Origin of the sequence: Panacagrimonas sp., assembly GCF_965216805.1 — a bacterium.
Taxonomy (GTDB): Bacteria; Pseudomonadota; Gammaproteobacteria; order Nevskiales; family Nevskiaceae; genus Panacagrimonas.
This window is the reverse complement of record NZ_CBDCGN010000003.1, coordinates 1172367-1192685: the sequence shown is the minus strand read 5'-3', so window position 1 is coordinate 1192685 and position 20319 is coordinate 1172367. Positions and strand designations below refer to the sequence as shown.

The window sequence follows — 20319 nt, the reverse complement described above, 5'->3', positions numbered from 1 at the left end:
CGGGCACGGCCCGCCCTACGCCAACTGCGCCAGCAGGGACTCTAGGGCGCGGATCAACGCCGGCAGGACATCCTCGATGATGCTCCAGATCGTGTCGTCGTCGATGCCGAGGTAGGCGTGCGTCAGACGATTGCGCGTCGCGATCATCTGGCGCCACGGAATGTCAGGGTGCGCCGTGCGCACAGTCTCCGGCACCCGGCGCGCAGCCTCGCCAATCAATTCGAGATTGCGCAGCGTCGCGTCGTAGCTGCGCCGGTCTGCGAGCAAGGCGGGAAGATCGAAACCGTCGGTGTATTCGCGCGCAGTTCGGGCGAAGCGCAGCATGTCTTCCACATAGAAGCGCCATTCGCGCTCCCGACGTTCAGACATGCAGCGCCTCGCGCTCGACGCAAGGCCGCAGTTCCGCCCGCAGCGCCTTGTCCGTGACCAGATCCACCGGGCGACCGAACAGATCCTCCAGGTAGAACTGCACACCGAAATACCGCTGCGATGTGGCCGGACCGTCGAAGCGCACCAGCACGTCCATGTCGCTATCGCTGGAGGCGGTATCGCGCGCCAGAGATCCGAACAGCGCCAAGCCCGTCACGCCGAACCGCGCGGCGAGGATAGGTTTGTGCTGCCTGAGTTCGTCGATGATCTTCGTTCGCGTCATGGGAGATGCCCGACTTCGTGCCTACGTGCCGATTCTAGCGATGTCGGCGGGCATGCCCCGTCCCTCCTTCACGTACACGGGCGGCCCGTGGCCGCTGCAACCGTCAAGCCCAATCCACGGCTGGCTCCGCGTGGTAACCATCGGGTGGATGCAGGCCCGCGCCGGGTAGCGGTAAATCGTGGAATACCCGCGATCAGCCAGCGGCCGCCCCGCGCCAGGCAAAGGATGAGGGCCGGGTAGCCCGGTTTGCCGCAGGCAAGGGGGGCGCGCAGGCTCGTCATGCCCGTACCGGCTCCGGATCGGCCTGCCGCGTGCCGCATTCCCGTTGCACGTTCTGCCGCAGCAGCTCGACCAGCCGCAAGGTGCCCGGCCCGGCGGCATCGCGATCGGCATAGATCAGGTGCAGGCCGGCGATGCGCTGTTCACCACCCTGCAGCGGCAGCGCCTTGAGCACACCGCTGGCGAGCTCCGCGCGAATCTTGTCTTCCGGCAGCCAGGCAAAACCGTAGCCTTCGCGCACGGCGGTGATGGAGGTGGCCATGTGGCTCACGGTCCAGCGCTGACGGGCCTCCAGGCTCAGCGGCGTGCGCTGGCGCTGGCTGCCGGAATCCCGCACCACGATGTGGCGATGGGTGCGCAGGTCGGTCTGCGTCAGCTCGCGCTGCAGGTCATGCAGCGGATGTCCCGGCACCGCCACCAGTTGCATGCGCATCTGCACCAGCGGCTCGCCGAGAAAACCCGGCGGCACCTGCGGCGCCACCGCGATATCGGCCTCGCCCTTGAGCAGGGTCTCGGCGGTGCCGCCCAGCACTGACTCGATCAGCTCGATGCGCGTGTGCGGACTTTCCTGACCGAACTGCGCCAGGGTGGACAGCAGCACGTCGGTGGGAAAGATGACCTCCACGGCCAGCCGGATCTCCGCCTCCCAGCCGGCGGACAGCCGCGCCGCGGCGCGCTCCAGGCTTTCGGCCTCTTCCAGCAGCGCCCGCGCGCGGCGGTACAGGAACGCGCCGGTGGGGGTGAGCTGCGCCTTGCGCCCCTGCACCTCGAAGGCCTTCACGCCCAGCAGCGCCTCGATCTTCTGCACCGCGTAGGTGACCGCGGACTGGCTCTTGTGCAAGGCCTGCGCGGCCTGCGCGTAGCCGCCAGCGTCCACCACCGCCATCAGCGCGCGCCACTGTTCGATGCCGATGCGGGGCTGGCTCATCCATTCATTTATTCGATATGTACAGACGGATTATTGTTCTTTTTTATCTCTTCATCCAATCATCTAATACGCACACCTTCACACCGCCCGGAGATGTGCCATGACCACTCTGCTGCAGATCAACACCAGCCTGTTCACCGACCACGGCCAGTCCAGCCAGCTTGCCGAGCGCTTCGTGCGCACCTGGCGCGAACGCCACCCCGACACCGCGCTGATCCACCGCGACGTCGCCGGCGAGCCGGTACCGCATCTGGACGCCGCGCGCTTCTCCGCCTTCACCACCCCGGTCGAACAACGCAGCCCGGAACAGCAGGCGGTGATCGACTACTCCGACACGCTGATCGACGAGCTTCAACGCGCCGAGGTCATCGTGCTGGGTCTGCCGATGTACAACTTCGGCATTCCGTCTCAGTTAAAAGCCTATTTCGATCACATCGCCCGCGCTGGGATCACTTTCCGCTACACCGCCCAAGGTTCCGAGGGCCTGCTGAAAAACAAGAAGGCCTACGTGTTCGCTGCCCGCGGCGGTCACTACCTGGGCACGCCGCTGGACACGCAGACGAGCTACGTGCGCGACTTCCTGCGCTTCATCGGCATCCAGGACGTGGAATTCGTGTACGCCGAGGGCCTGGCCATCAGCCCCGACAGCAAGACCCGGGCGCTCGAACAGGCCAACGACACCATCGCGCGGCTCGCCGCGTGAGCAACCATCGCAACCCACCAGGAATGCATCCATGAACACGCTCCAGACCCTCGCCGCCCCCGCCGGCCGCGTGCTGCTCGCCACCCTGTTCCTGCTCGCCGGTCTGCAGAAGATCGGCGGCTACGACGGCACGCTTGCCTACATGGCGTCCCAGGGCGTCCCCGGCTTCACCCTGCCGCTGGTGATCGCGCTGGAAGTGCTGGGCGCGCTGGCCATCATCGTCGGCTGGCAGACGCGGCTGGTCGCCCTGCTGCTGGCCGGCTTCAGCATCGCCTCCGGCCTGCTGTTCCACTTCAAGCCGGACGACGCGATGCAGATGACCATGCTGCTCAAGAACCTCGCGATCGCCGGCGGGTTCCTGCTGCTGGTCGCCCACGGCGCCGGTGCCTGGAGCGTCGATGGCCGGCGTCGCGGCTAGAAATTGCTCCTCGCAACCCCATCTCTGAGCCCTTCAAAGGAGACTCCCATGAACACCCGTCCTCGCACCCTCGCCCGCCTGATCCGCTCGGTGGAAACCTCCGACGGCGCCGGCGTCAAGCTGCGCCGCAGCATCGGCAGCCAGCGCGGTCAGTACCTGGACCCGTTCCTGATGCTCGACGAGTTCGGCACCGAGAATCCGGACGACTACATCGCCGGCTTTCCGCCGCACCCGCACCGCGGGTTCGAGACCGTCACCTACATGCTCGACGGCCGCATGCAGCACAAAGATCACCTCGGCAACGTCGGTGATCTCGGTCCCGGCGGCGTGCAGTGGATGACCGCCGGCCGCGGTGTCGTCCATTCCGAAATGCCGCTGCAGGAATCCGGTCGCATGCGCGGCTTCCAGCTGTGGCTGAACCTGCCGGCAAAGGAAAAGATGAAGCCGGCCTGGTATCGCGACATCGGTGCCGCCGAGATCCCCAGCGTCGAGCTGCCGGCCAACAGCGGCGGCGGAACGGTGAAGGTGATCGCCGGCACCGTGACGCTGGGCGAGCAGTGCGTCAGCGGCCCGATCAACACGGCCGACCGACCGCTGTCCACCGACCCGCTGTACCTGGACCTGCACCTGCCTGCAGGCGCGCGCTTCGAACACGCCCTTCCCGCCGGCCACACCGCGTTCGCCTATGCCTACGAAGGCGAAGCGAAAATCGGTGAAGGCGATGCCGCCCGTGCGCTACCGCATCAGGCCGCCGGCGTGCTCAGCGACGATGGCGACCACGTGGTGTTCGCCGCCGGCAACGAAGGCGCGCGCCTGATCCTGGTTGCCGGCAAGCCGCTGCGCGAACCCATCGTGCAGTACGGCCCCTTCGTGATGAACACCCGCGAGGAGATCGAACAGGCGATCCAGGATTATCAGAGCGGGGAGTTGGTGAAGGCCGCGTAAATTTGTCCTCCAACGAGCGTAGTGCCGACCTGCTGATCGGCGTGGCGCTCGGCTCATCTGTCCGAGCCCTGCGACCCGCAAGCGCCGGATACCGCCGTGCGCAGGCCGCCGATTTGGCGACCAATGCGAGCCCCCCGCGACCGGGCGATTCCCCTCCGCCCCTGCCAGACTGATGGGCCCTCTACGCGCGGACCCAGATCACGTACCACCCGGTGATCAACCATTGCACACAGTCCCTGAAGAATCTTGAGGCCTGCCTCGACAAGGCCGAGCAACACGCCGCCGCCCGGAAATTCGACATCGGCGTGCTGTTGATCGCCCGACTGGCACCAGACATGCAGCCGTTGATCTACCAGGTGCAGAGCACCTGCGATTACGTCAAGGGCGCCGCCGCCTGTCTGTCCGGCCAGACCCCGCCCGTGCACGAGGACAACGAACAGACCCTGGACAATCTGAACGTGCGCATCCGCAAGAACGTTGCGTTCGCCGACAGCGTGCCGCAAGCCCGGCACGCCGGTGCCAGCGAGCGCCGAGTGCCTTTCTCGTGGGCACCAGGAAAAGTCATCGTCGGCGTCGACAACCTGTTGCAGATGACGGTGCCCAACACCTACTTCCACCTCTCCATTGCCTACGCGATTCTCCGCCAAAACGGCGTCGACGTCGGCAGGATGGATTTTCGGGGGCGGGTGAATTTTGTTGCGGCGTGAGTGGAGCGGGAACGGAGCCGTGGTCTCGCCGACCATGAGGCTACAGCCCAGAACGGATAGTGAGCAGCAACATCAAGGATGCAACGAGAGCTTCTAAAACATTGAGATTGATCGTTCGGCGTGAGCTACCCGCGCACCTAAGATGATCGTGTCCGAGATCAGCTCGAGTCGCGCCAAGATGCGAGGTTGGCGTCAAGGACCGAATTCAAAGGGACGTAGGATGCGACCATCAGGTGAATTTGAGGCCGGGGATGCATAAGTTCGATTTCGATGCCGAATTGAGGGGTGCCGATGGGGCGGCGCTGCCCGTATATTGCGATGTGCAGCTGCCATACGTGGGAGGACAAAAGGCGCAGATCCGCTTGGCAGTGCCCGCCCGGCACATAAGTAAGAAGCCACCAAGCAACCCATGTACGTTATCGGGAAAAAGTGGCGCCTTCACCATCAACATGCAAGGAGTAAATTGGCGCCGATTTCCATGTTCGGCGAAAAGCAAGTTCGGCTTGGAGGCCATAGAGCTGCTTCATATCGAAAGGCTTACGGTTCTGTGTCCCCCGATAAATGCAAGAAGGGATATCCGCTTCCATCTGGCACCCATTTCCTACCTGCGATCTGAAGCAAGCTTCGTTCACTTTGGCGACAGGGCGGGTTCAAATGAGCTGTTCGTTTTAGATCTACCGGGTCTGGGCTCGACAAGCTTCGTGGCGGAATGGGTTACAAATTACCACCGCGACGCAGAGATTCCGGGCGCCACAGTGATTGCTGGTTTTAGCGCGGTAGCAAACTTGCCGCCGGGTAGCCCAGTCGACTCCGCCCAGGTGGTTGCGCAGTTCAAGACTTCGGCGCGCGTCAAGGTAGTTGCCGCCTCATTCATGCAGCGAGTTGCTTAAAGGTTTCGGCGACGTGGGTGTTGATGACGCAGTCGCGTTCGGGGTTGAGGGTGACGGCGAGTACCGGCGACCAGTTTCGCGTTGCGCCTGACCATCGTGCAGGGTTTCGTTCGCGGGCTTGGGCGTAGAGCGCGTGGCGCGCCGCCAGGATCGGACCATCGCTGCCGTCGTGGCGCTGTGCCGGGCTGACGTAGCGGATGCCGCTGTGGCGATGATCGATGTTGTACCAGCGCACGAAGCCGGCTGCCCAGGCGCGCGCTGCCGCCAGGTCTTCGAATCCTCTGGCCGGAAACTCGGGCCGGTACTTGGCGGTGCGGAAGAGCGATTCCGCGTAGGCGTTGTCGTCGCTCACCCGCGGCCGCGAGTAGGAGGGCTTCACTCCGAGCCAGTGCAGCATCGCCAGCACCGTGGTGGCCTTGAGCGTGGCGCCGTTGTCGCCGTGCAGCACGGGCTTGTTCACCAGGGCCGCAATGCCCTCTGCCAGGGCGGTGCGCCGCACCAGATGCGCTGCGTGATCGGCATGGTCGCGGTCATGGACCTCCCAGCCGACGATCTTGCGGCTGTAGAGGTCGAGAATCAGGTAGAGGTGATACCAGCGTCCCAGCACCGTGGCCGGCAGATAGGTCATGTCCCAGCACCACACCTGGCGCGGTGCAGTGGCGATGTGGGTGGTCGGTGGGCGTACCGTGTGCGGCTCGCGGGCGCGTCCACGGTGAGTGGCTTGGCCATGTGCTCGCAGCACACGCGCGAAGCTGGACTCGCTGGCTAGGTACACGCCTTCGTCGGCCAGCATCGGCACGATGCGCGCTGGCGGCACGGCCTCAAAGCGCGGCTCATTAGCCACGCGCAAGAGCTCGGCACGCTCGGCCAGGCTCAGGGCATGCGCCGGTGTGGGTCGGACGGCCTGGGGCCTTCCATCGCCGTCCACGAGCCCCCCGCACGCTCTCCAGCGCTGCAGGGTGCGGGTGTCGATGCCCGCGGTGTCGCACGCGGCGTGCAGCCGGGCACCGGCACCCTGGGCGATTTGAATGTTGTGGGCCAGGCGTTGGCGATCTTCGAGGTCGATCATTCGTCCTCTGCCTTGTTGAAGATCGCCGCGAGTTTTTTTGAAAGGACCAGCAGAGCCGCCGTCTCCGCCAGCGCCCGGTCCTTGCGCAGCAGGTCGCGCTCCAGCTCCTTGATGCGCTTGCGGTCCTGTCGCGTCGCCTGCGGACTGGCACGGGCTTCTTCGGGTTCCGCCAGTGCGGCCGTTGCGCTGGCCCGCCACTTCTCCAACTCCGTCGGAAATACACCCTGTTCCCGGCACCACACACTCCGATCCGCTTCGGCCATCGGTGCTGTTGCAATCACCGCCTCCAGACGCGATCCCGCGGTCCACGTCCGAGCCTTCACCGGCCCGGACTGCGTCTGCTCTCGCCAACGCTGCAAGGTCTGGGCACCCACTCCCACTGCTAACGCCACGTCTTCCACCGCCGCGCTTTCAGGCGGCAACAGCCGCGCTACCGCGCGGTCCTTGAATCCTTGTCCGTATCGAGCCACGTTCTACCTTCATTGACGCCCCCAGGGATGGTCCTATCAAGGCGGCAACTATTCTGACGCGGGGGGACTTCGCTCGAGGCCTTGTCGGTTCTGTTTCGGCAAGCCGTGTCATTGCACGGCTGGACGCTCACTGATGGTGAAACTGTGTCTACGTGGATCGCTCCCCTTGAGCCGAAGGTGACGCCGTGTGCGCGCGATGACCGCGGTGACTTTGTCGCGCGGCCTCACGAATTCGTCGAATGCGCCACGAGCCTGGTGGATGCATATAGAAAAGCCGACAGTAAGACCCGATCTTTGGTGCGCCATCTTTCGGTGGCAGTCAATCCTCATAGCAAGTCGAGGGCTGCGGATCGCTTCCTGTTCATGTACTCCGCACTGGAAAGAGCGGTTGAGGTCGCATGGAAGCAGAACCAGACGCCACAGAACCCACATTTCACGACTAAAGCGCTGACTGGACATCTTGAACAGTTACGGAAAGCCGTTGCCGACCAAGGAGGCGAGAACGCTTTGGAGATCTCGGCGCGGCTAAAGGGCCTCATCGACGTCGCGAATCGACCCGGCATTCGAGACAAGCTCCAAGCCTTCGTTCGCGCGTACCCGATGATGGCTAGCTACTGCAGGGATCTATGGCCGATTCTCGGATCGGATAGGAGGCGCGGGCTGAGAGAAATCCGCAATGCGCTTGCTCATGGGAGCCGCACTTCCGTCTCGTCGGATGTTCTGGCAGTAGCCGAGTGGCACCTCGCGATACTGCTGGAGCGGGTGATCTTCATGCTTCTTGGTCTGACATTGCCGGATGGCATATCTCCAGGGTCGATTCTATTGCGAACGGCCGCAATGGGATGGTACGAGCCAGACCAGTGGGGCCCCTTGCAGTCCAAATTGGGACCGTCGATCTGATTCCGATTGATGACTGACTATGAACGGTGCGTCGCGAGTGCCCGCTTGCGGCAATTCCGAGCCATCCCCCATCACCTAGTGGTAGCTGGACGCATCGCCCCTTTGCGCTGCCACCCCCACCGCCTGCAAAACCAGCTCTCCCATCCCCTGCGCCAGTTCATCCACCGACAGCCGGCCTGATTGCCGATACCAGGTGTAGGCCCAGTTGAGCATGCCGCCGATGGCCAGCGAGCACAGGCGCACGTCGGTGATGTGGAATTCGCCGCTGGTCACGCCCTGTTCCAGCAGGCGGGCGAGCAGATCGTCGAATTCGCGGTGCATTTTTTCCAGCGGGGCTCGGATGCGCGCGTCGAAGTTCTTCTGCTCGCGGAAAAAGATAGCGGTGTAGCGCTGCGCCTGGATGATGGTGCGTACGATCTCGCAAACGGCTGTATGCAGGCGCGGGGCGACCGGGCCGGGTGCGGCCAGCGCGGCACGCAGCACGTCGTTGCCGCGGGTGATGCCGCGCCGGCTGATCTCGAACAGCAGTTCGGCCTTGTCCTGGAAGTGGTAGTAGATGAAGGGCTTGGTCACGCCCAGGCGCTGTGCCACGGCGTCGAGCGAGGTGCGCTGGTAGCCCTGCTCGTAGAACAACTCGGTGGCCACTTCCAGGATCTGTTCGCGCTTGAAGGCCTTGACCTGTTCGCGCATCGAATTGGGGGCGTCGGCAGCGGTCTTGGTGCTGCCGCGATTGCCGGGCGGCGGCGACAGCTTCTTGGGTGACGGCGTCGTAGAGGATGACCCGGGTTTCACCCGGGCTACGGGGGGTGGCGACTTCTTCGGCGACGATGCGGCAGACGATGACCCGGGTTGCACCCGGGCTACCGCGGCTGGCGCCTTCTTCGGCGGCGGCGCGGCGGATACAGCAGGGGAGCGGCGCCGGGAGGCGGCGCCGGAACGTGAAGCAGGCATGCGGATTCCGGATTCGGGTGCTGGACGCACCCCGGATCAAATTCTACCCGAGGGTAGGAATGCAGACTGTCGGATGTTGTGGGCCGGGGGCATCCCGGGTTGCACCCGGGCCACGACTGCTTACGAGAGTCTCAGGCGCTGCGGTTTGCGCCGACGATGCGCTCGCTGCCGCTGGCGTCCTGCAGCAGGATGTTGCGGTACTCGCACTTGCCCTCGCCGCGCTGGAACACGGTGTTGGCGATCAGCCACACGGCGACGACGCGCTTGGGCAGGTCGTCGCCGATGGCTTTGCGGTAGTCGTCCTGCAGGTTGCGGCGTTCGTCCAGCCATTGGCCGAGTTGCTCGGTGCCGCTGCGCACCACCCAGTGGGTCTCGCGCTCGTTCCACCACGCCAGCGGGCATTGGAAAATGGTGTCCACCGGTAGCGAGGCACTCCACATCCAGGTCAGGTCCAGGCCGTTGTCGAACTCCACCGCCAACGACAGGTAATCGTGGGTGGGCTCGATGTGTTCGGGCAGCGTCGAGGGCAGTTGTTCCACGCACCAGGACCAGGACACGAAGCTGTCGCGGGTGAGCGGACGGTCCACCGGAAACTGCAGGATGCCGACGTCCGAGCGCGTGTGGCAGCACAGCGCGGACGCATCATCGGCTTGCGGGGTGAAGATTTCGCCCTGCCCCAGGCGCCACAGGTAATGCCAGCCCGGCGGCGGTGCGACCGGCGTTTGCAGACGCTGCAGGGCCGGCTCGAACAGTTCGGGTTCCAGTTTCGCGGCGACCTGCAGCGCGGCCACGGCATCGCCACGCCACTGGATGACCGCGACCGTGAAGGCACCGCTCAGCGGCTTGCGCGGATACGCAGGCTCGAATGCGCCCAGACGATCCGCGAACTCGCCCGGCGGCTTGGCGGTGAGATGCAGCGCGCCACCCTTGCCCGAATAAAAGGTGCTGGCGTTGCCGACGATCTTGGCCAGTTCGGAATCGCCCACGCGATACCAGAGACCCATCTTGGCCTCGAAGCCGACGTCCAGCGGCCGCGAGGCGTAGACCATGCCGTCGGCGATCAGGCTCACGGCCTGACCGGCGGGCAGGCTCAGACCGGTATCCAGCCAGGGTTCGGCGCCGGGCTGCACGGTGATCCAGTCGCAACGCAGGACCGCTTCGTCGCCCAGGGCTTGCACCGCCAGTTCGACTCGTCCGCGAAAGTCGGGCACCGGCACGTGACCGCCTCCGCGCATGCGGTGGGCCAGGCGCGAGCCCATGAAACGCAAGGTGGTGGGAATCTGCGAAGGCGCATTACGGATGGGCATGGGGATGGTCTGGAGCAACGGTAGGCGGATTGATGGCGGGTGCAGCTGAGACGCGCAGGACCGCGCACGAACCTGGAGGTACAACGAACCGATGACCTGCGGCCCCGGCCGCATCACGCGGCTGCGCCGGCCAGTCGACTGCGCGGCATGGATCGCTGGCGGTACGCGCCGCGATCCCCAGCGTTCGTCCGGCGACGTGTCAGACCACGGTTCAGGCGACGGCGTTCGCCGGCGCGATCTCGAAGGCCTCCAGATCCGGCTTGCGCGTGCGTGCCTGGTAGGCGCCCATGTTGTGCGGCCACTGGGTGACGATGCGCCCCGAGGCGGCGCGATAGTAGCGGGTGGCGGGGGTGCGCCAGACTTCCACTGCGTCCAGATCGCGCTGGAGTTCTTCGTTGTAGCGGTCCATCGCCTCGCGGCGCACGTCGATCCACTCGATGTCGTGCTCGCGCATCCAGGCGATCTTGTTGGCGATGTAGGCGGCCTGCTGTTCGAGCATGTAGATGATCGAACCGTTGTTGGTGTTGGGGCCGTAGAGCATGAACAGATTGGGAAAGCCGCTGGTGGTCATGCCCAGGTAAGCCTGCGCGCCCTCGCGCCAGGCATCGGCCAGCCGCAAACCGTCGCGCCCGCAAACCTCGATCACCGACAGGAACTTGTTGGCGGCATAGCCGGTGGCCAGCACCAGCACGTCGATGGGCCGTTCCATGCCATCGTCAGTGCGGATGCCCGCGGCAGTGATCCGCTCGATGCCCGCAGTCACCAACTCCACGTTGGGGCGGTTGAAGGTCGGGTAGTAATCGTCCGAGAACAAGGGCCGCTGCGAACACACCGGCACGTTCGGCAGCATCTTTGCGCGCAGCACGGGGTCCACCACGTTGTCGAGATTGGCGCGCGCCTTGTCAGCCACCATCTGCATCAGATCGGCATTGTCGAACGGCAGAAACAGCTCGAAGAAGTCGTGCAGTTCCTGGCGCAGCTTGAGGCCGGCCTGAGGGTCCTGGCGGAAGCGTTCGAGTTCGCCGGTGGAGAACATGCGGTCCTCCTTGGGGAAGACCCAGTTCGCGGTGCGCTGATAGACCAGCAGACGCGCCGCCTGCTTGGCCAGTTCCGGAATCATCTGTACGGCGCTGGCCGCGGTGCCGATCACCGCCACGCGCTTGCCGCGCAGGTCCACGTGATCCGGCCAGCGCGCGCTGTGCAGGGTCTGGCCGCCGAAGTCATCCAGCCCTTCGATGTCGGGCCGCTGGATCTCGTTGAACATGCCGATGGCACTGACGAAGACCCCGGCGTGCAGGCGCTGGCCGTCGGCCAGATCCAGACACCACTGGCGAGCAGCGTCGTCCCATCGCGCGCCGACCACTTCGACGTCGTAGCGGATGTGCGGGCCGATGCCGTACTTGTCCACGCAGTGCGCAAGGTATTCGCGAATCTCCTCCTGGCCGGCGTGGGTGCGGGTCCAGTCCGACTTCTGCTCGAAGCTGAAGCAGTACAGGTGCGAGGGGATGTCGCAGGACAGGCCCGGATAGCGGTAGTTGTGCCAGGTGCCGCCGGGCCCGCTGGCGCGTTCCAGGATCACGAAGTCCTCGATGCCGAGTTCGCGCAGACGGATGGCGGTGGCGATGCCGCTGACGCCGGCACCGACGATGACGATGGGAGCCGATTCGGGGTGCTGTTTCATGGTGCGTCTCTTTCGGGAGCTTCGACACCAAGGGTGCCACGCTTGGCGCGCTCGCCATACACGGGTCAATCCGTATATGACGGTGCCCGGGTCTGCGGGCGATCACGCGGGAGGCCAACAACGGCTGCCACCGATCGCCCTGTTGAGGCTTACGCAAATGATTGATGCCTTGCTCACCTCTCCCTTCGGGGGAGGTCGGCGCGGAGCGCCGGGTGAGGGCGCGAGGCGAAGCCGAGCTTCGCTGCGCGCCAGGCGCCGCCAGCCGCGCTCCGCGCGGCCCCCCACCCCTGCCCCTCTCCCAGAGGGAGAGGGGGCGCCTCGCCATTTATTTATGGAATTCTCGACAGGTTGCTGCGAAATTCCGTCGATTCCGGACCGGTCCAAAGCAACCAAACCCTCGAGTCCTCGGCACTGCGTTCAGCCCCCGGTTCAAGCTCTAGCGACCGCCGACAGTGCGCAGCACGTCGGCATAGCCCGGTGGCGCCTCCACCAGTTCGCGCTGGCGCAGCAGGCGGTGCAACTGCGGCAGGTGCTGCCAGGGCACCGACGCCAGCAGGTGATGCTCGCGATGAAAGTTGACGTGAAACGGCGCCACCGTCATTCGTGCCAGCCAGCCCGCGCGAGTGCTGCGGGTGTTGCGCAGGGCGTCGGCGACCGGCTCGGTGCAGGCATGCTCGGCCATCGAGCGGATACGGATGTAGAGGCTGAAGGTGGTCAGCCAGGCCAGCGCCCAGGCGCTGTACATCCAGGCCTGGCCGAACGCGGCCAGCAGCGCGACCAGCGCGAGCTGGGCCAGCGCCATCGGCCCCAGATTGCGCAGACCGGTGCACCCGTAATCGTTCCAGCGGCGATCACCGCGCGGGATGCGCTCCACCTCGGCGGCCACGGTGTACTTGAACACGCCGGTGTCCATCAGCAGCTGCGCACCCATGCGGCGCAGGCCGGTCTGGCCGCTGAGGTCGCGCCAGAATTTCTTGATCAGAGATCGGCGCGTGGTGGGAAACGGCCGCACCAGGCTCAGATCCGGGTCGGCGGGCAGACCGGTGTGCGCGTGATGGCGCATGTGGTGTTCGCGATAGCGCGCCACATCGTTCCAGATGAATCGCGCCGCAAACCAGTCCGCCACGGTGTCGTTGAGGGCGCGCGTGGCGAACAGGGTGCGATGCGCGGCCTCGTGCGCCAGGATCGCCAGCGCCAGCTGACGCCCGCCCAGCAGGATCACCGCCAGCACGAAGGTCAGCGGATTCGGCCACAGCGCGAGCACGGCAAAGATCGCCGCGATGCCGATCCACACCGACAACAGCGCCCAGCCGCCGATCAGGTCTGAACGCTGCGTGCAGGACTGGATTTCTTCGCGCGTCAGCGTTCGGGTCAATCGCAGAGTTTCGGTCATGGCGGAGTTCTCAGGCGTTCAGCGTGTCAGCCATGCGCGCGGCCCCTGCCCAGGGCCCCGGCGCGCCGGTGGTGGTTTCGTACAAGCGTCGCCAGAGCTGGTGGCCGACGCGATCGAAGCGGCGCACGGTGTCGACGCAGGCGCGGCGTGCCTGCGCGTCGACCAGCGGGTCGGGCAACCAGGGGTCGTAGACGATCTGGCGGATCGCCTGTCCACCCACCAGAAAGACTTCGCGCGCCGCGGTTTGCGGATCGAGACGGTCGCACTGGCGCAGCCAGGTTTCGAGTTGTTTCTGCAGCCGCTGGTACTGGCGGTTCAACGCGCGGCCGTCCCACAACCGGCGTACGCGCGCGTCCCGCGCAGGTTCCAGGCCACTGACCAGAAACACGCTGGCCTCGCGTTCCAGGCCCAGCCGGTACAGGCGTTTGCGCACCGCATCGAGATCGCGCTCGATGTTGTCCGGGCGCAGGTAGAGACCGCGCTCGAATTCGCGAAAGCCGAGCATGCCCAGCGCCCGATCGCGATTGCGCATGGCCTTGCGATCGCTGCGACCCAGAGCGCCGCAGTGCACCGCGATCCAGCTGCCGCTCCAAGGACGCACGCGCTGCTCGGCGGTGCGCCAGGTGGCGACGTCGTCGGCCAGTTCGTGCGCGCGTGCGCTCAGCGCATAGCTGCCGCGCTCGGCGGCCTCGATCAGGCCGTCGGCGGACAGGCGGGCCAGCGCGACCCGCGCGTTGTTGGCGCTGATACCGAACAATGCGCAGGCGGTCACGGCATCGCGTGCGGACAGCGCTTCGCCATCCGCCGCCTGCAACAGGTCCAGGATCAGGTGGCGCGCCTTGGGCTTCACGTGCCCGTCGCCAGTTGCGCGTCGAGCTGTACATGAAAGCGGGCGAGCGCGAATTCGTAACGGCCGAAGCGCAGCTCGCGGTTGGCGCCGGATTCCAGGCCGGCGTGGATCGCTTCCATCTGCGCGTAGTCTTCGGCCAGGGTGTCGCGGTAGAGCTGCACATTGCGATCCCAGTGGCTGCGCGCGCGATCGTTGCCCGGCGCGGCGGGGATCAGCGCAATGTCGAACACCTGCGTGCGGCCGAGCGCGGTGGGCTCGATACGCGTGACCTGGGCGTGGTCGGGCTGCACCAGCACCATCGTCGAGGGAAACAGGTAGTACAGGATGTTGCCGACCGCGCGCGGTTCAGGCTGCGCAGGCGCCGGCTGTTCGCGCAGCGCTTCCTTGACGATGAACATGCGCCGGTGCAGTCCGTCCTCGTCGACGATCTGCAGGTTGTCGACGAACAGCGGCGCGATGGTTTCGCGGTGCGCGATCTTGAAGTGATAGGCCTCGGACGAGCCTTCCACGATCAGTTTCCAGTCGCAGCGCAGCTCGATGTCGCGCTGGCCGTAGGCGACGTGATCGTGCAGACCAAAGCTCTCCAACTCTTCTGCGTAGGCGCCGAGCATCGCGCGCACGTCCGCGTCGGCAACGGCCGGGTCCGGAATCACCCAGACCAGACCGGCACGCTCTGCGACGGCAAGACGGCGCAGGCCGGATTGATCGGGGTCCAGGTCCGGAAAGCCTTCGGCCCGGGGCAGCGCACGCAGACGGCCGTCCGCCGCATAGGTCCAGGCGTGATACGGACAGGCGAAACGTTCGCGCCCGCACCCCTGCCCCGCCGCCACCACGCGCGCGCCACGATGCCGACACACATTGAGGAACGCGTGCAGCACGCCGTCGCCATCGCGCGCGACCAGCAACGGCGCACCGAGCACATCGCCCGACCACCAGCTGCCGGCGTCGCGCAACACGCTGGCCGCGACCACCGCCTGCGGATGACGACGCATCAGGGCACGCTCGCGCTGCAGGCGTGCGTCATCGAGGTAGCGCGTGACGGGCGAGGTCGCCATCGCCTCGCCCATCTCCGGCTGGCCGCTGGCGAGCACCGCGCGGGCTCGCGCCAGCAGCGCAGCGGTGGTCGCGGAGTTCACGCAGCCAGGCTCGCGAATCGATTCAGGTGAAAGTCGCGATCGCCGTAACGCGTGCCGAACGCGGTGAGCTGGCGGAAGTAGTGACCGATGTCGAGCTCCTCGGTGACACCGATGCCGCCGTGCAGCTGCACCGCCTGCTGGCCGACGAACTTCGACGCCTTGCCGACGTAGGCCTTGGCGGCGGACACGCAGCGCGCGCGCTCGGCTGCGTCCGCGCTGTCGGCCTTGGCCGCCGCCAGCAGCACCATGGAGCGCGACTGTTCGACCTCGATGAACATGTCGACCAGGCGGTGCTGCAGCACCTGGAAGGTGCCGATGGGCACGCCAAACTGCTTGCGCGTCTTCAGATAGGCGCTGGTGCGTTCGAGCAGGGCCTTCATGCCGCCGAGGGCCTGGGCGCAGGCTGCCGCGGCGGCCTTGTCGAGGCCGGCTTCCAGCGCGGCCAGCGTGCCGATGCGGGCGTCTGCACCGACCTGCACCACGTCCAGGCTCAGGTCTGCCGCCGAACCGCCACCGAGCACGTCATAGCCTTGCAGCGACAACCCCTTGGCCTCGCGCGGCACCAGGAACAGCTCGATGCCCTGCGCGCTGCGGGCGGAGACGATCAGCTGCGTCGCGTTCGGTGCGTTGAACGCACAGTGCTTGGCGCCGCTGAGCGTGTAGCCGGTCGCCGATTTCGTCGCCGTGGTGTCGCAGTGCGCCGGATTGAAGCGGCCGCCACGCTCGGCATAGGCGACGGCAAGCTGCGCATCGCCGGTGGCCAGCGCGTTCAGCGTCGCCTCCTGCTTCGCGGCATCGCCGGCGGCGAGGATCGCGGCGGGCAGGATCGCGCCGCTGATATAGGGCTCGATCACCAGCCCGGCGCCGAGCGCCTCGGCCACCAGCGCAACGTCGACGGTCGATCCGCCCAGGCCGCCGGCGGCCTCAGGCACCGCCAGCGCGATCCAGCCGAACTCGGCGATCTGCTTCCAGATCGCCGGATCACACTGGCCGGGCGCCGCGAGTGATTTCCTGTACTGGTCGAAGCCATAGCCCTTGGCCGCGAACTTGACCGCGCTGTCCTGCAGAAGCTCCTGCTCGGAGCTGAATGAAAGATCCATGGTGTTCGTTCCTCAGAGTCCGATCAGAACCTTGGCCAGCACGTTCTTCTGGATTTCATTGCTGCCGCCGTAGATGGTGCAGGCGCGCAGGAAGTTGTAGCGTGTGTTGGCTGCGCGATAGACCGGGTCGCCGTCGATCTCGCTCTGCCAGGGCATGGCGTCGTGTCCACCAAGTTCCAGCTGCACCTCGGTGATCGCTTGCTGCAACTCGGTGCCCTTGATCTTCAGGCCGGAGGACTCCGGCCCCGGCGCGTGGCCGCGCGACATGCTGTCCAGGGTGCGCAGGTTGGTGTACTCCAGCGCCATCAGATCCACTTCGAGCTCGGTGATGCGGCGTCGCGCGTGCGGATCGTCCTTGAGCGCCACGTCGCGCGCGACCGATTCCTTGAGCCAGGACAGCTGGCGCTTGCTGTCGCCCACCGCGGCGATGCCGGTGCGCTCGTGGCCGAGCAGGTACTTGGCGATGGTCCAGCCCTGTCCCTCGGCGCCGACGAGATTTTCGACCGGCACCTCGACGTCGGTGAAGAAGACTTCATTCAGATGGTGGTGGCCGTCGATGGTCAGGATCGGCCGCACTTCGATGCCCGGCGTCTTCATGTCGATCAGCAGAAAGGAGATGCCCTGCTGCTTGGCGCCGTCGGTGCTGGTGCGCACCAGGCAGAAGATCCATTCGGCCCAATGGCCCTGTGTGGTCCAGATTTTCTGGCCGTTGACCACGTACTTGTCGCCCTGGCGCAGGGCCTGGGTCTTGAGGCTGGCAAGGTCAGATCCCGAACCCGGTTCGGAATAGCCCTGGCACCACACTTGCTCGGCCTGCGCGATCTTCGGCAGATAGCGCTGCTGCTGCTCCTTTGTTCCGAACTGCATCAGCACCGGACCGAGCATCATCACGCCGAAGGGCATGATCGAGGGCGCACCGGCCAGCGCGCGCTCGGTGTCGAAGATCTCGCGCTGCGTTGCGCTCCAGCCGGTGCCGCCGAATTCCTTCGGCCAGCTCCAGGCCAGCCAGCCCTTCGAGGCCAGCTTCTTTTCCCAGGCAAACTGGGTTTCCTTGCCAATGCGCATGCCGGTGGCCTTGCCACTGGCGTCGCGCGGCGCATTGGCCTGCATCCAGGCGCGCACCTCGGCGCGGAAAGCCTGGTCCTCGGGTGAGTAATCGAAGTTCACGGGTCACTCCCGGATCGGGTTGGGGGGAGAAATATATGCGGCTCCGGACATTACGCGGAACAGCGTTCAATGTCATGGGGTGTAATATCGTTGAACCAGACTCGGACGGGTGAACCGCATGACCCAGATTGATGAACCTCGCGTGCGGATCGAGCGCAAGGCACCGCTGCTGATCGTGAGCATCAATCGTCCGGCCGTGCGCAATTGCGTGGATCGGCCGACCGCGCAGGCGCTTGCCGACGCCTTCCGTGCGTTCGATGAAGACGCCGAATTGCGCGTTGCGATTCTCACCGGCGAGGGCGGGCACTTCTGCGCGGGTGCCGATCTCAAGGCCGTTTCAAGCGGTGACGCCGCGCGCGTCAATCGCATGGATCCCGAGGGCGACGGACCGATGGGGCCCACCCGCCTGCAACTCTCCAAGCCGGTGATCGCAGCGGTGCACGGCTACTGCGTGGCCGGCGGCATCGAGCTGGCCGCGTGGTGCGATCTGCGCGTGGCTGATGAAACCGCCGTGTTCGGCGTGTTCTGCCGCCGCTTCGGTGTGCCGCTGATCGACGGCGGCACCGTGCGCCTGCCGCGCCTGATCGGCATGAGCCGCGCGCTGGACTTGATTCTCACCGGCCGACCGGTCGACGCGCGCGAGGCCTACGGCATGGGTCTGGCCAATCGCCTCGCGCCGCGCGGCCAGGCGTTGGCGGTGGCAGAAAAGCTGGCGCTGGAGATCGCGGCCTTCCCGCAGACCTGCATGCGCGGTGATCGGCGCAGCGCCTACGAGCAGTGGGGCTTTGATGAACCCGCGGCGATCGCAAACGAGTTCGAGCACGGCATGAAGACCCTGCAATCCGGCGAAACCGTGGCGGGTGCGACGCGGTTCAAGGACGGCGCGGGCCGTCACGGCACGTTCTGAAGGAGAGCCGAATGGATACGCTCAAGACGCTGACCTTCGAGATCACCGGCCGCATCGCGCGCATTACGCTGAATCGTCCGACCCGCGGCAACGGCATCACCATGGACCTGCCGCGCGAACTGGCCGCCTGCGTCGAACGCGCCAACCTCGATCCGGGCGTGCACGTGATCGCGCTGGCCGGCAATGGCAGCGGTTTCTGCGGCGGCTATGACCTGGTGGACAGCGCGCAGGACATGCAGGCGCAGGGTTTCGGCGACGCCGGCAGCGCCGGCACGCCGCTGGACCCGGCGGTGATTGCGGCCAACCACGACCCGTCCTCGGTGTGGGACCCGGTGACCGACTACGCGATGATGAGTCGCAACGTGAAGGGCTTCATGAGCCTGTTTCACAGCGAAAAGCCCGTGGTGTGCAAGGTGCACGGCTTCTGCGTCGCCGGCGGTACCGACATGGCGCTGTGCTCGGACCTGCTGGTGATCGCGGACGACGCCAAGATCGGCTATCCGCCCGCGCGGGTCTGGGGCTCGCCGACGACCTCGATCTGGTTTCACCGCATCGGGTTGGAAAAATCCAAGCGCCTGCTGTTCACCGGCGATTGCCTGTCGGGCAAGGAAGCCAGGGAGTGGGGCCTGGCCATCGAGTCGGCGCCGCCGGATCAGCTCGACGCTCGTTTCGAAAACCTGCTGGACCGCATCGCCCGCATGCCCATCAACCAGCTGGTGATGATGAAGCTGCTGCTCAACCAGAGCGTGATGAACCAGGGCCTGCAATCGACGCAGCTGATCGGTACCGTGTTCGACGGCATCACCCGCCACACCCGGGAGGGCTACGCCTTCCAGCAGCGCGCGGCGGAGGCCGGCTTCAAGCAGGCGGTGCGCGAGCGCGACGAACCGTTCGGCGATTTCGGGATGTCCACGTTCAAGGGATAGAGCATTCTCGTTGTAGGCGCGGACATTGCGCCTTCATCGACACCCCGCCCAAGCCGCGAGCTGCGGTCCGCCACACACGAGCGCCGACGGGTGGCCTATGGCGCCGGAATCAGGCGAAAGATCAGCGCGCTGTCGGTGTTCGACGCAGCGATGAGCAGCTGGAGGGTGTCGCGCCCGCCGACCACCCGCTCCAGTCGCGTCATCAGCCCGACAAAGGTTTCTGGCGGTTGCTGCTGTTCGCCCGGCTCGGGCGGACAGGCGCGGGTGAACTGCACGCGGTAGATGTTGAATTCGGAGTCGATCAGGCTCGCGCGACCGCTGGTGTAGAGACACTCATTGCGGTCGAAGCCGGTGAACATCCCGGTCTCGTCGAAGCTGAACAGGGTGAGGTTGTCGCCGAAGGCATCCGGTTCGGCCCAGTCGCCATCCAGCCGCTCCAGCCGCGAGCCCAGGCGCGTCTGCGAACTCCAGGTCAGGTTTACTGCCCCCGCCTCACCGTCCTCGCGCAGATAGATCGAGGTCAGATCGGACAGCGGCGCGAAGGTGCCGACCAGATCGGCGATCCGCGTGGTGTCGGGCTCTTCCTCGGGGTCCAGCGGCGGCGGCACACCGCTGAGCAGATGAAAGCGGATCGGCGCGGTAATGCCGCGACCGGCGGTCTCATAGAGCCCGGCGGCGAGATAGCGGTTGTCGTCGGCGATCAAAAATATGCGACCGGTGCTGTCGAGCAGCGCCGTGGTGGGGACTTCGTCCGGCGTGGTCTGGAAGGTGGTGCGGCCGGTGTAGACACCGACCGGGCTCAGCTCGGGTTCTTCCAGGTCCGGCACGCCGATGTCATCGATGTTGGAGTTGCAGCCGGCGACCCACACCGGCAGCAGCAGGCAACAGGCCACGCGGGCAAGGTAGCGCGCAGGTTGGGGGGGCGTAGGCAGGAGCATGG

General features: G+C 66.0%; 21 protein-coding genes. 8 read left to right on the top strand and 13 right to left on the bottom strand.

The features are described 5' to 3' along the window. Positions 1 to 15: 15 nt before the first annotated feature. From ACOOHP_RS18440 to ACOOHP_RS18430, 3 genes are all read right to left on the bottom strand, one after another. Positions 16 to 369: a DUF86 domain-containing protein gene (locus ACOOHP_RS18440; protein WP_420467945.1), complete on the bottom strand. Its 354-nt coding sequence runs from the start codon at positions 367 to 369 to the stop codon at positions 16 to 18. Continuing rightward, positions 362 to 652, bottom strand: a complete 291-nt coding sequence (locus tag ACOOHP_RS18435) for a nucleotidyltransferase family protein (protein WP_420467944.1) — start codon at positions 650 to 652, stop codon at positions 362 to 364. The genes ACOOHP_RS18440 and ACOOHP_RS18435 overlap by 8 nt, the downstream gene beginning before the upstream one ends. Before the next feature lie 277 nt (positions 653 to 929). Continuing rightward, positions 930 to 1859, bottom strand: coding sequence for a LysR family transcriptional regulator (locus tag ACOOHP_RS18430; protein ID WP_420467943.1), 930 nt, complete (start codon positions 1857 to 1859; stop codon positions 930 to 932). A gap of 100 nt (positions 1860 to 1959) precedes the next feature. On the opposite strand from ACOOHP_RS18430, the gene ACOOHP_RS18425 reads away from it, so the two are divergent. The 5 genes from ACOOHP_RS18425 (at position 1960) to ACOOHP_RS18405 (ending at position 5522) form a co-directional block, all read left to right on the top strand. Next, positions 1960 to 2562: an FMN-dependent NADH-azoreductase gene (locus ACOOHP_RS18425; protein ID WP_420467942.1), complete on the top strand. Its 603-nt coding sequence runs from the start codon at positions 1960 to 1962 to the stop codon at positions 2560 to 2562. A 31-nt stretch (positions 2563 to 2593) separates the two neighbouring features. Further along, positions 2594 to 2980: a DoxX family protein gene (locus ACOOHP_RS18420; RefSeq protein WP_420467941.1), complete on the top strand. Its 387-nt coding sequence runs from the start codon at positions 2594 to 2596 to the stop codon at positions 2978 to 2980. A 48-nt stretch (positions 2981 to 3028) separates the two neighbouring features. After that, positions 3029 to 3925: a pirin family protein gene (locus ACOOHP_RS18415; RefSeq protein ID WP_420467940.1), complete on the top strand. Its 897-nt coding sequence runs from the start codon at positions 3029 to 3031 to the stop codon at positions 3923 to 3925. Positions 3926 to 4137: 212 nt separating this feature from the next. Continuing rightward, positions 4138 to 4632 (top strand): DUF1993 domain-containing protein, encoded by a 495-nt coding sequence (locus ACOOHP_RS18410; protein ID WP_420467939.1) that lies wholly within the window; start codon positions 4138 to 4140, stop codon positions 4630 to 4632. 251 nt (positions 4633 to 4883) lie between these two features. Next, positions 4884 to 5522: a hypothetical protein gene (locus ACOOHP_RS18405; RefSeq protein WP_420467938.1), complete on the top strand. Its 639-nt coding sequence runs from the start codon at positions 4884 to 4886 to the stop codon at positions 5520 to 5522. On the opposite strand, the gene ACOOHP_RS18400 is transcribed toward ACOOHP_RS18405, so the two are convergent. Beyond that, positions 5503 to 7061 (bottom strand): IS3 family transposase gene (locus ACOOHP_RS18400; RefSeq protein WP_420465030.1). Its coding sequence is split into 2 segments (ribosomal slippage): positions 5503 to 6623 and positions 6623 to 7061, totalling 1560 coding nucleotides; the frame shifts between segments, so codons are not numbered across the junction. The genes ACOOHP_RS18405 and ACOOHP_RS18400 overlap by 20 nt on opposite strands. A 144-nt stretch (positions 7062 to 7205) precedes the next feature. Between ACOOHP_RS18400 and ACOOHP_RS18395 the strand changes: the two genes are divergently transcribed. Further along, positions 7206 to 7961 carry a hypothetical protein gene (locus ACOOHP_RS18395; protein ID WP_420467937.1) on the top strand — a complete coding sequence of 252 codons (756 nt, stop codon included), beginning with the start codon at positions 7206 to 7208 and terminating at the stop codon, positions 7959 to 7961. A gap of 75 nt (positions 7962 to 8036) precedes the next feature. Here ACOOHP_RS18395 and ACOOHP_RS18390 read toward each other — a convergent pair whose 3' ends face one another. From ACOOHP_RS18390 to ACOOHP_RS18355, 8 genes are all read right to left on the bottom strand, one after another. Continuing rightward, a complete protein-coding gene (locus ACOOHP_RS18390) occupies positions 8037 to 8753 on the bottom strand; it encodes a TetR/AcrR family transcriptional regulator (RefSeq protein ID WP_420467936.1) in 717 nt (238 codons plus the stop codon). 290 nt (positions 8754 to 9043) lie between these two features. After that, positions 9044 to 10219 carry a DUF3047 domain-containing protein gene (locus ACOOHP_RS18385; RefSeq protein WP_420467935.1) on the bottom strand — a complete coding sequence of 392 codons (1176 nt, stop codon included), beginning with the start codon at positions 10217 to 10219 and terminating at the stop codon, positions 9044 to 9046. A gap of 211 nt (positions 10220 to 10430) precedes the next feature. After that, positions 10431 to 11900 (bottom strand): flavin-containing monooxygenase, encoded by a 1470-nt coding sequence (locus ACOOHP_RS18380; RefSeq protein WP_420467934.1) that lies wholly within the window; start codon positions 11898 to 11900, stop codon positions 10431 to 10433. Between the two features lie 436 nt (positions 11901 to 12336). Then, positions 12337 to 13293 (bottom strand): fatty acid desaturase family protein, encoded by a 957-nt coding sequence (locus ACOOHP_RS18375; RefSeq protein WP_420467933.1) that lies wholly within the window; start codon positions 13291 to 13293, stop codon positions 12337 to 12339. A 10-nt stretch (positions 13294 to 13303) separates the two neighbouring features. Continuing rightward, complete coding sequence (locus tag ACOOHP_RS18370; protein ID WP_420467932.1) at positions 13304 to 14143, bottom strand: PaaX family transcriptional regulator C-terminal domain-containing protein; 840 nt, start codon at positions 14141 to 14143, stop codon at positions 13304 to 13306. Beyond that, on the bottom strand, positions 14140 to 15279 hold the full coding sequence (locus ACOOHP_RS18365) for an aromatic ring-hydroxylating oxygenase subunit alpha (protein ID WP_420467931.1): 1140 nt from the start codon (positions 15277 to 15279) through the stop codon (positions 14140 to 14142). Before ACOOHP_RS18365 ends, ACOOHP_RS18370 begins: the two co-directional genes overlap by 4 nt. Continuing rightward, positions 15276 to 16379: an acyl-CoA dehydrogenase family protein gene (locus ACOOHP_RS18360; RefSeq protein WP_420467930.1), complete on the bottom strand. Its 1104-nt coding sequence runs from the start codon at positions 16377 to 16379 to the stop codon at positions 15276 to 15278. The genes ACOOHP_RS18365 and ACOOHP_RS18360 overlap by 4 nt, the downstream gene beginning before the upstream one ends. Positions 16380 to 16391: 12 nt before the next feature. Next, positions 16392 to 17546 carry an acyl-CoA dehydrogenase family protein gene (locus ACOOHP_RS18355; RefSeq protein ID WP_420467929.1) on the bottom strand — a complete coding sequence of 385 codons (1155 nt, stop codon included), beginning with the start codon at positions 17544 to 17546 and terminating at the stop codon, positions 16392 to 16394. 118 nt (positions 17547 to 17664) lie between these two features. On the opposite strand from ACOOHP_RS18355, the gene ACOOHP_RS18350 reads away from it, so the two are divergent. Both ACOOHP_RS18350 and ACOOHP_RS18345 read left to right on the top strand, forming a co-directional pair. Then, positions 17665 to 18453: a crotonase/enoyl-CoA hydratase family protein gene (locus ACOOHP_RS18350; RefSeq protein WP_420467928.1), complete on the top strand. Its 789-nt coding sequence runs from the start codon at positions 17665 to 17667 to the stop codon at positions 18451 to 18453. An 11-nt stretch (positions 18454 to 18464) separates the two neighbouring features. Beyond that, positions 18465 to 19379 carry a crotonase/enoyl-CoA hydratase family protein gene (locus ACOOHP_RS18345; RefSeq protein WP_420467927.1) on the top strand — a complete coding sequence of 305 codons (915 nt, stop codon included), beginning with the start codon at positions 18465 to 18467 and terminating at the stop codon, positions 19377 to 19379. A gap of 95 nt (positions 19380 to 19474) precedes the next feature. Here the strand turns inward: ACOOHP_RS18345 and ACOOHP_RS18340 are convergent, their stop codons facing one another. Beyond that, entirely contained in the window at positions 19475 to 20317 is an 843-nt protein-coding gene (locus ACOOHP_RS18340) for a hypothetical protein (protein WP_420467926.1), read from the bottom strand. Positions 20318 to 20319: the final 2 nt, after the last annotated feature.

What these genes read in the sequence shown, in the direction of transcription:
- ACOOHP_RS18440 (WP_420467945.1), bottom strand. Translation starts at nt 369, where the DNA reads ATGTCTGAACGTCGGGAGCGCGAATGGCGCTTCTATGTGGAAGACATG.
- ACOOHP_RS18435 (WP_420467944.1), bottom strand. Translation starts at nt 652, where the DNA reads ATGACGCGAACGAAGATCATCGACGAACTCAGGCAGCACAAACCTATC.
- ACOOHP_RS18430 (WP_420467943.1), bottom strand. Translation starts at nt 1,859, where the DNA reads ATGAGCCAGCCCCGCATCGGCATCGAACAGTGGCGCGCGCTGATGGCG.
- ACOOHP_RS18425 (WP_420467942.1), top strand. Translation starts at nt 1,960, where the DNA reads ATGACCACTCTGCTGCAGATCAACACCAGCCTGTTCACCGACCACGGC.
- ACOOHP_RS18420 (WP_420467941.1), top strand. Translation starts at nt 2,594, where the DNA reads ATGAACACGCTCCAGACCCTCGCCGCCCCCGCCGGCCGCGTGCTGCTC.
- ACOOHP_RS18415 (WP_420467940.1), top strand. Translation starts at nt 3,029, where the DNA reads ATGAACACCCGTCCTCGCACCCTCGCCCGCCTGATCCGCTCGGTGGAA.
- ACOOHP_RS18405 (WP_420467938.1), top strand. Translation starts at nt 4,884, where the DNA reads ATGCATAAGTTCGATTTCGATGCCGAATTGAGGGGTGCCGATGGGGCG.
- ACOOHP_RS18385 (WP_420467935.1), bottom strand. Translation starts at nt 10,219, where the DNA reads ATGCCCATCCGTAATGCGCCTTCGCAGATTCCCACCACCTTGCGTTTC.
- ACOOHP_RS18380 (WP_420467934.1), bottom strand. Translation starts at nt 11,900, where the DNA reads ATGAAACAGCACCCCGAATCGGCTCCCATCGTCATCGTCGGTGCCGGC.
- ACOOHP_RS18375 (WP_420467933.1), bottom strand. Translation starts at nt 13,293, where the DNA reads ATGACCGAAACTCTGCGATTGACCCGAACGCTGACGCGCGAAGAAATC.
- ACOOHP_RS18360 (WP_420467930.1), bottom strand. Translation starts at nt 16,379, where the DNA reads ATGGATCTTTCATTCAGCTCCGAGCAGGAGCTTCTGCAGGACAGCGCG.
- ACOOHP_RS18350 (WP_420467928.1), top strand. Translation starts at nt 17,665, where the DNA reads ATGACCCAGATTGATGAACCTCGCGTGCGGATCGAGCGCAAGGCACCG.
- ACOOHP_RS18345 (WP_420467927.1), top strand. Translation starts at nt 18,465, where the DNA reads ATGGATACGCTCAAGACGCTGACCTTCGAGATCACCGGCCGCATCGCG.
- ACOOHP_RS18340 (WP_420467926.1), bottom strand. Translation starts at nt 20,317, where the DNA reads ATGCTCCTGCCTACGCCCCCCCAACCTGCGCGCTACCTTGCCCGCGTG.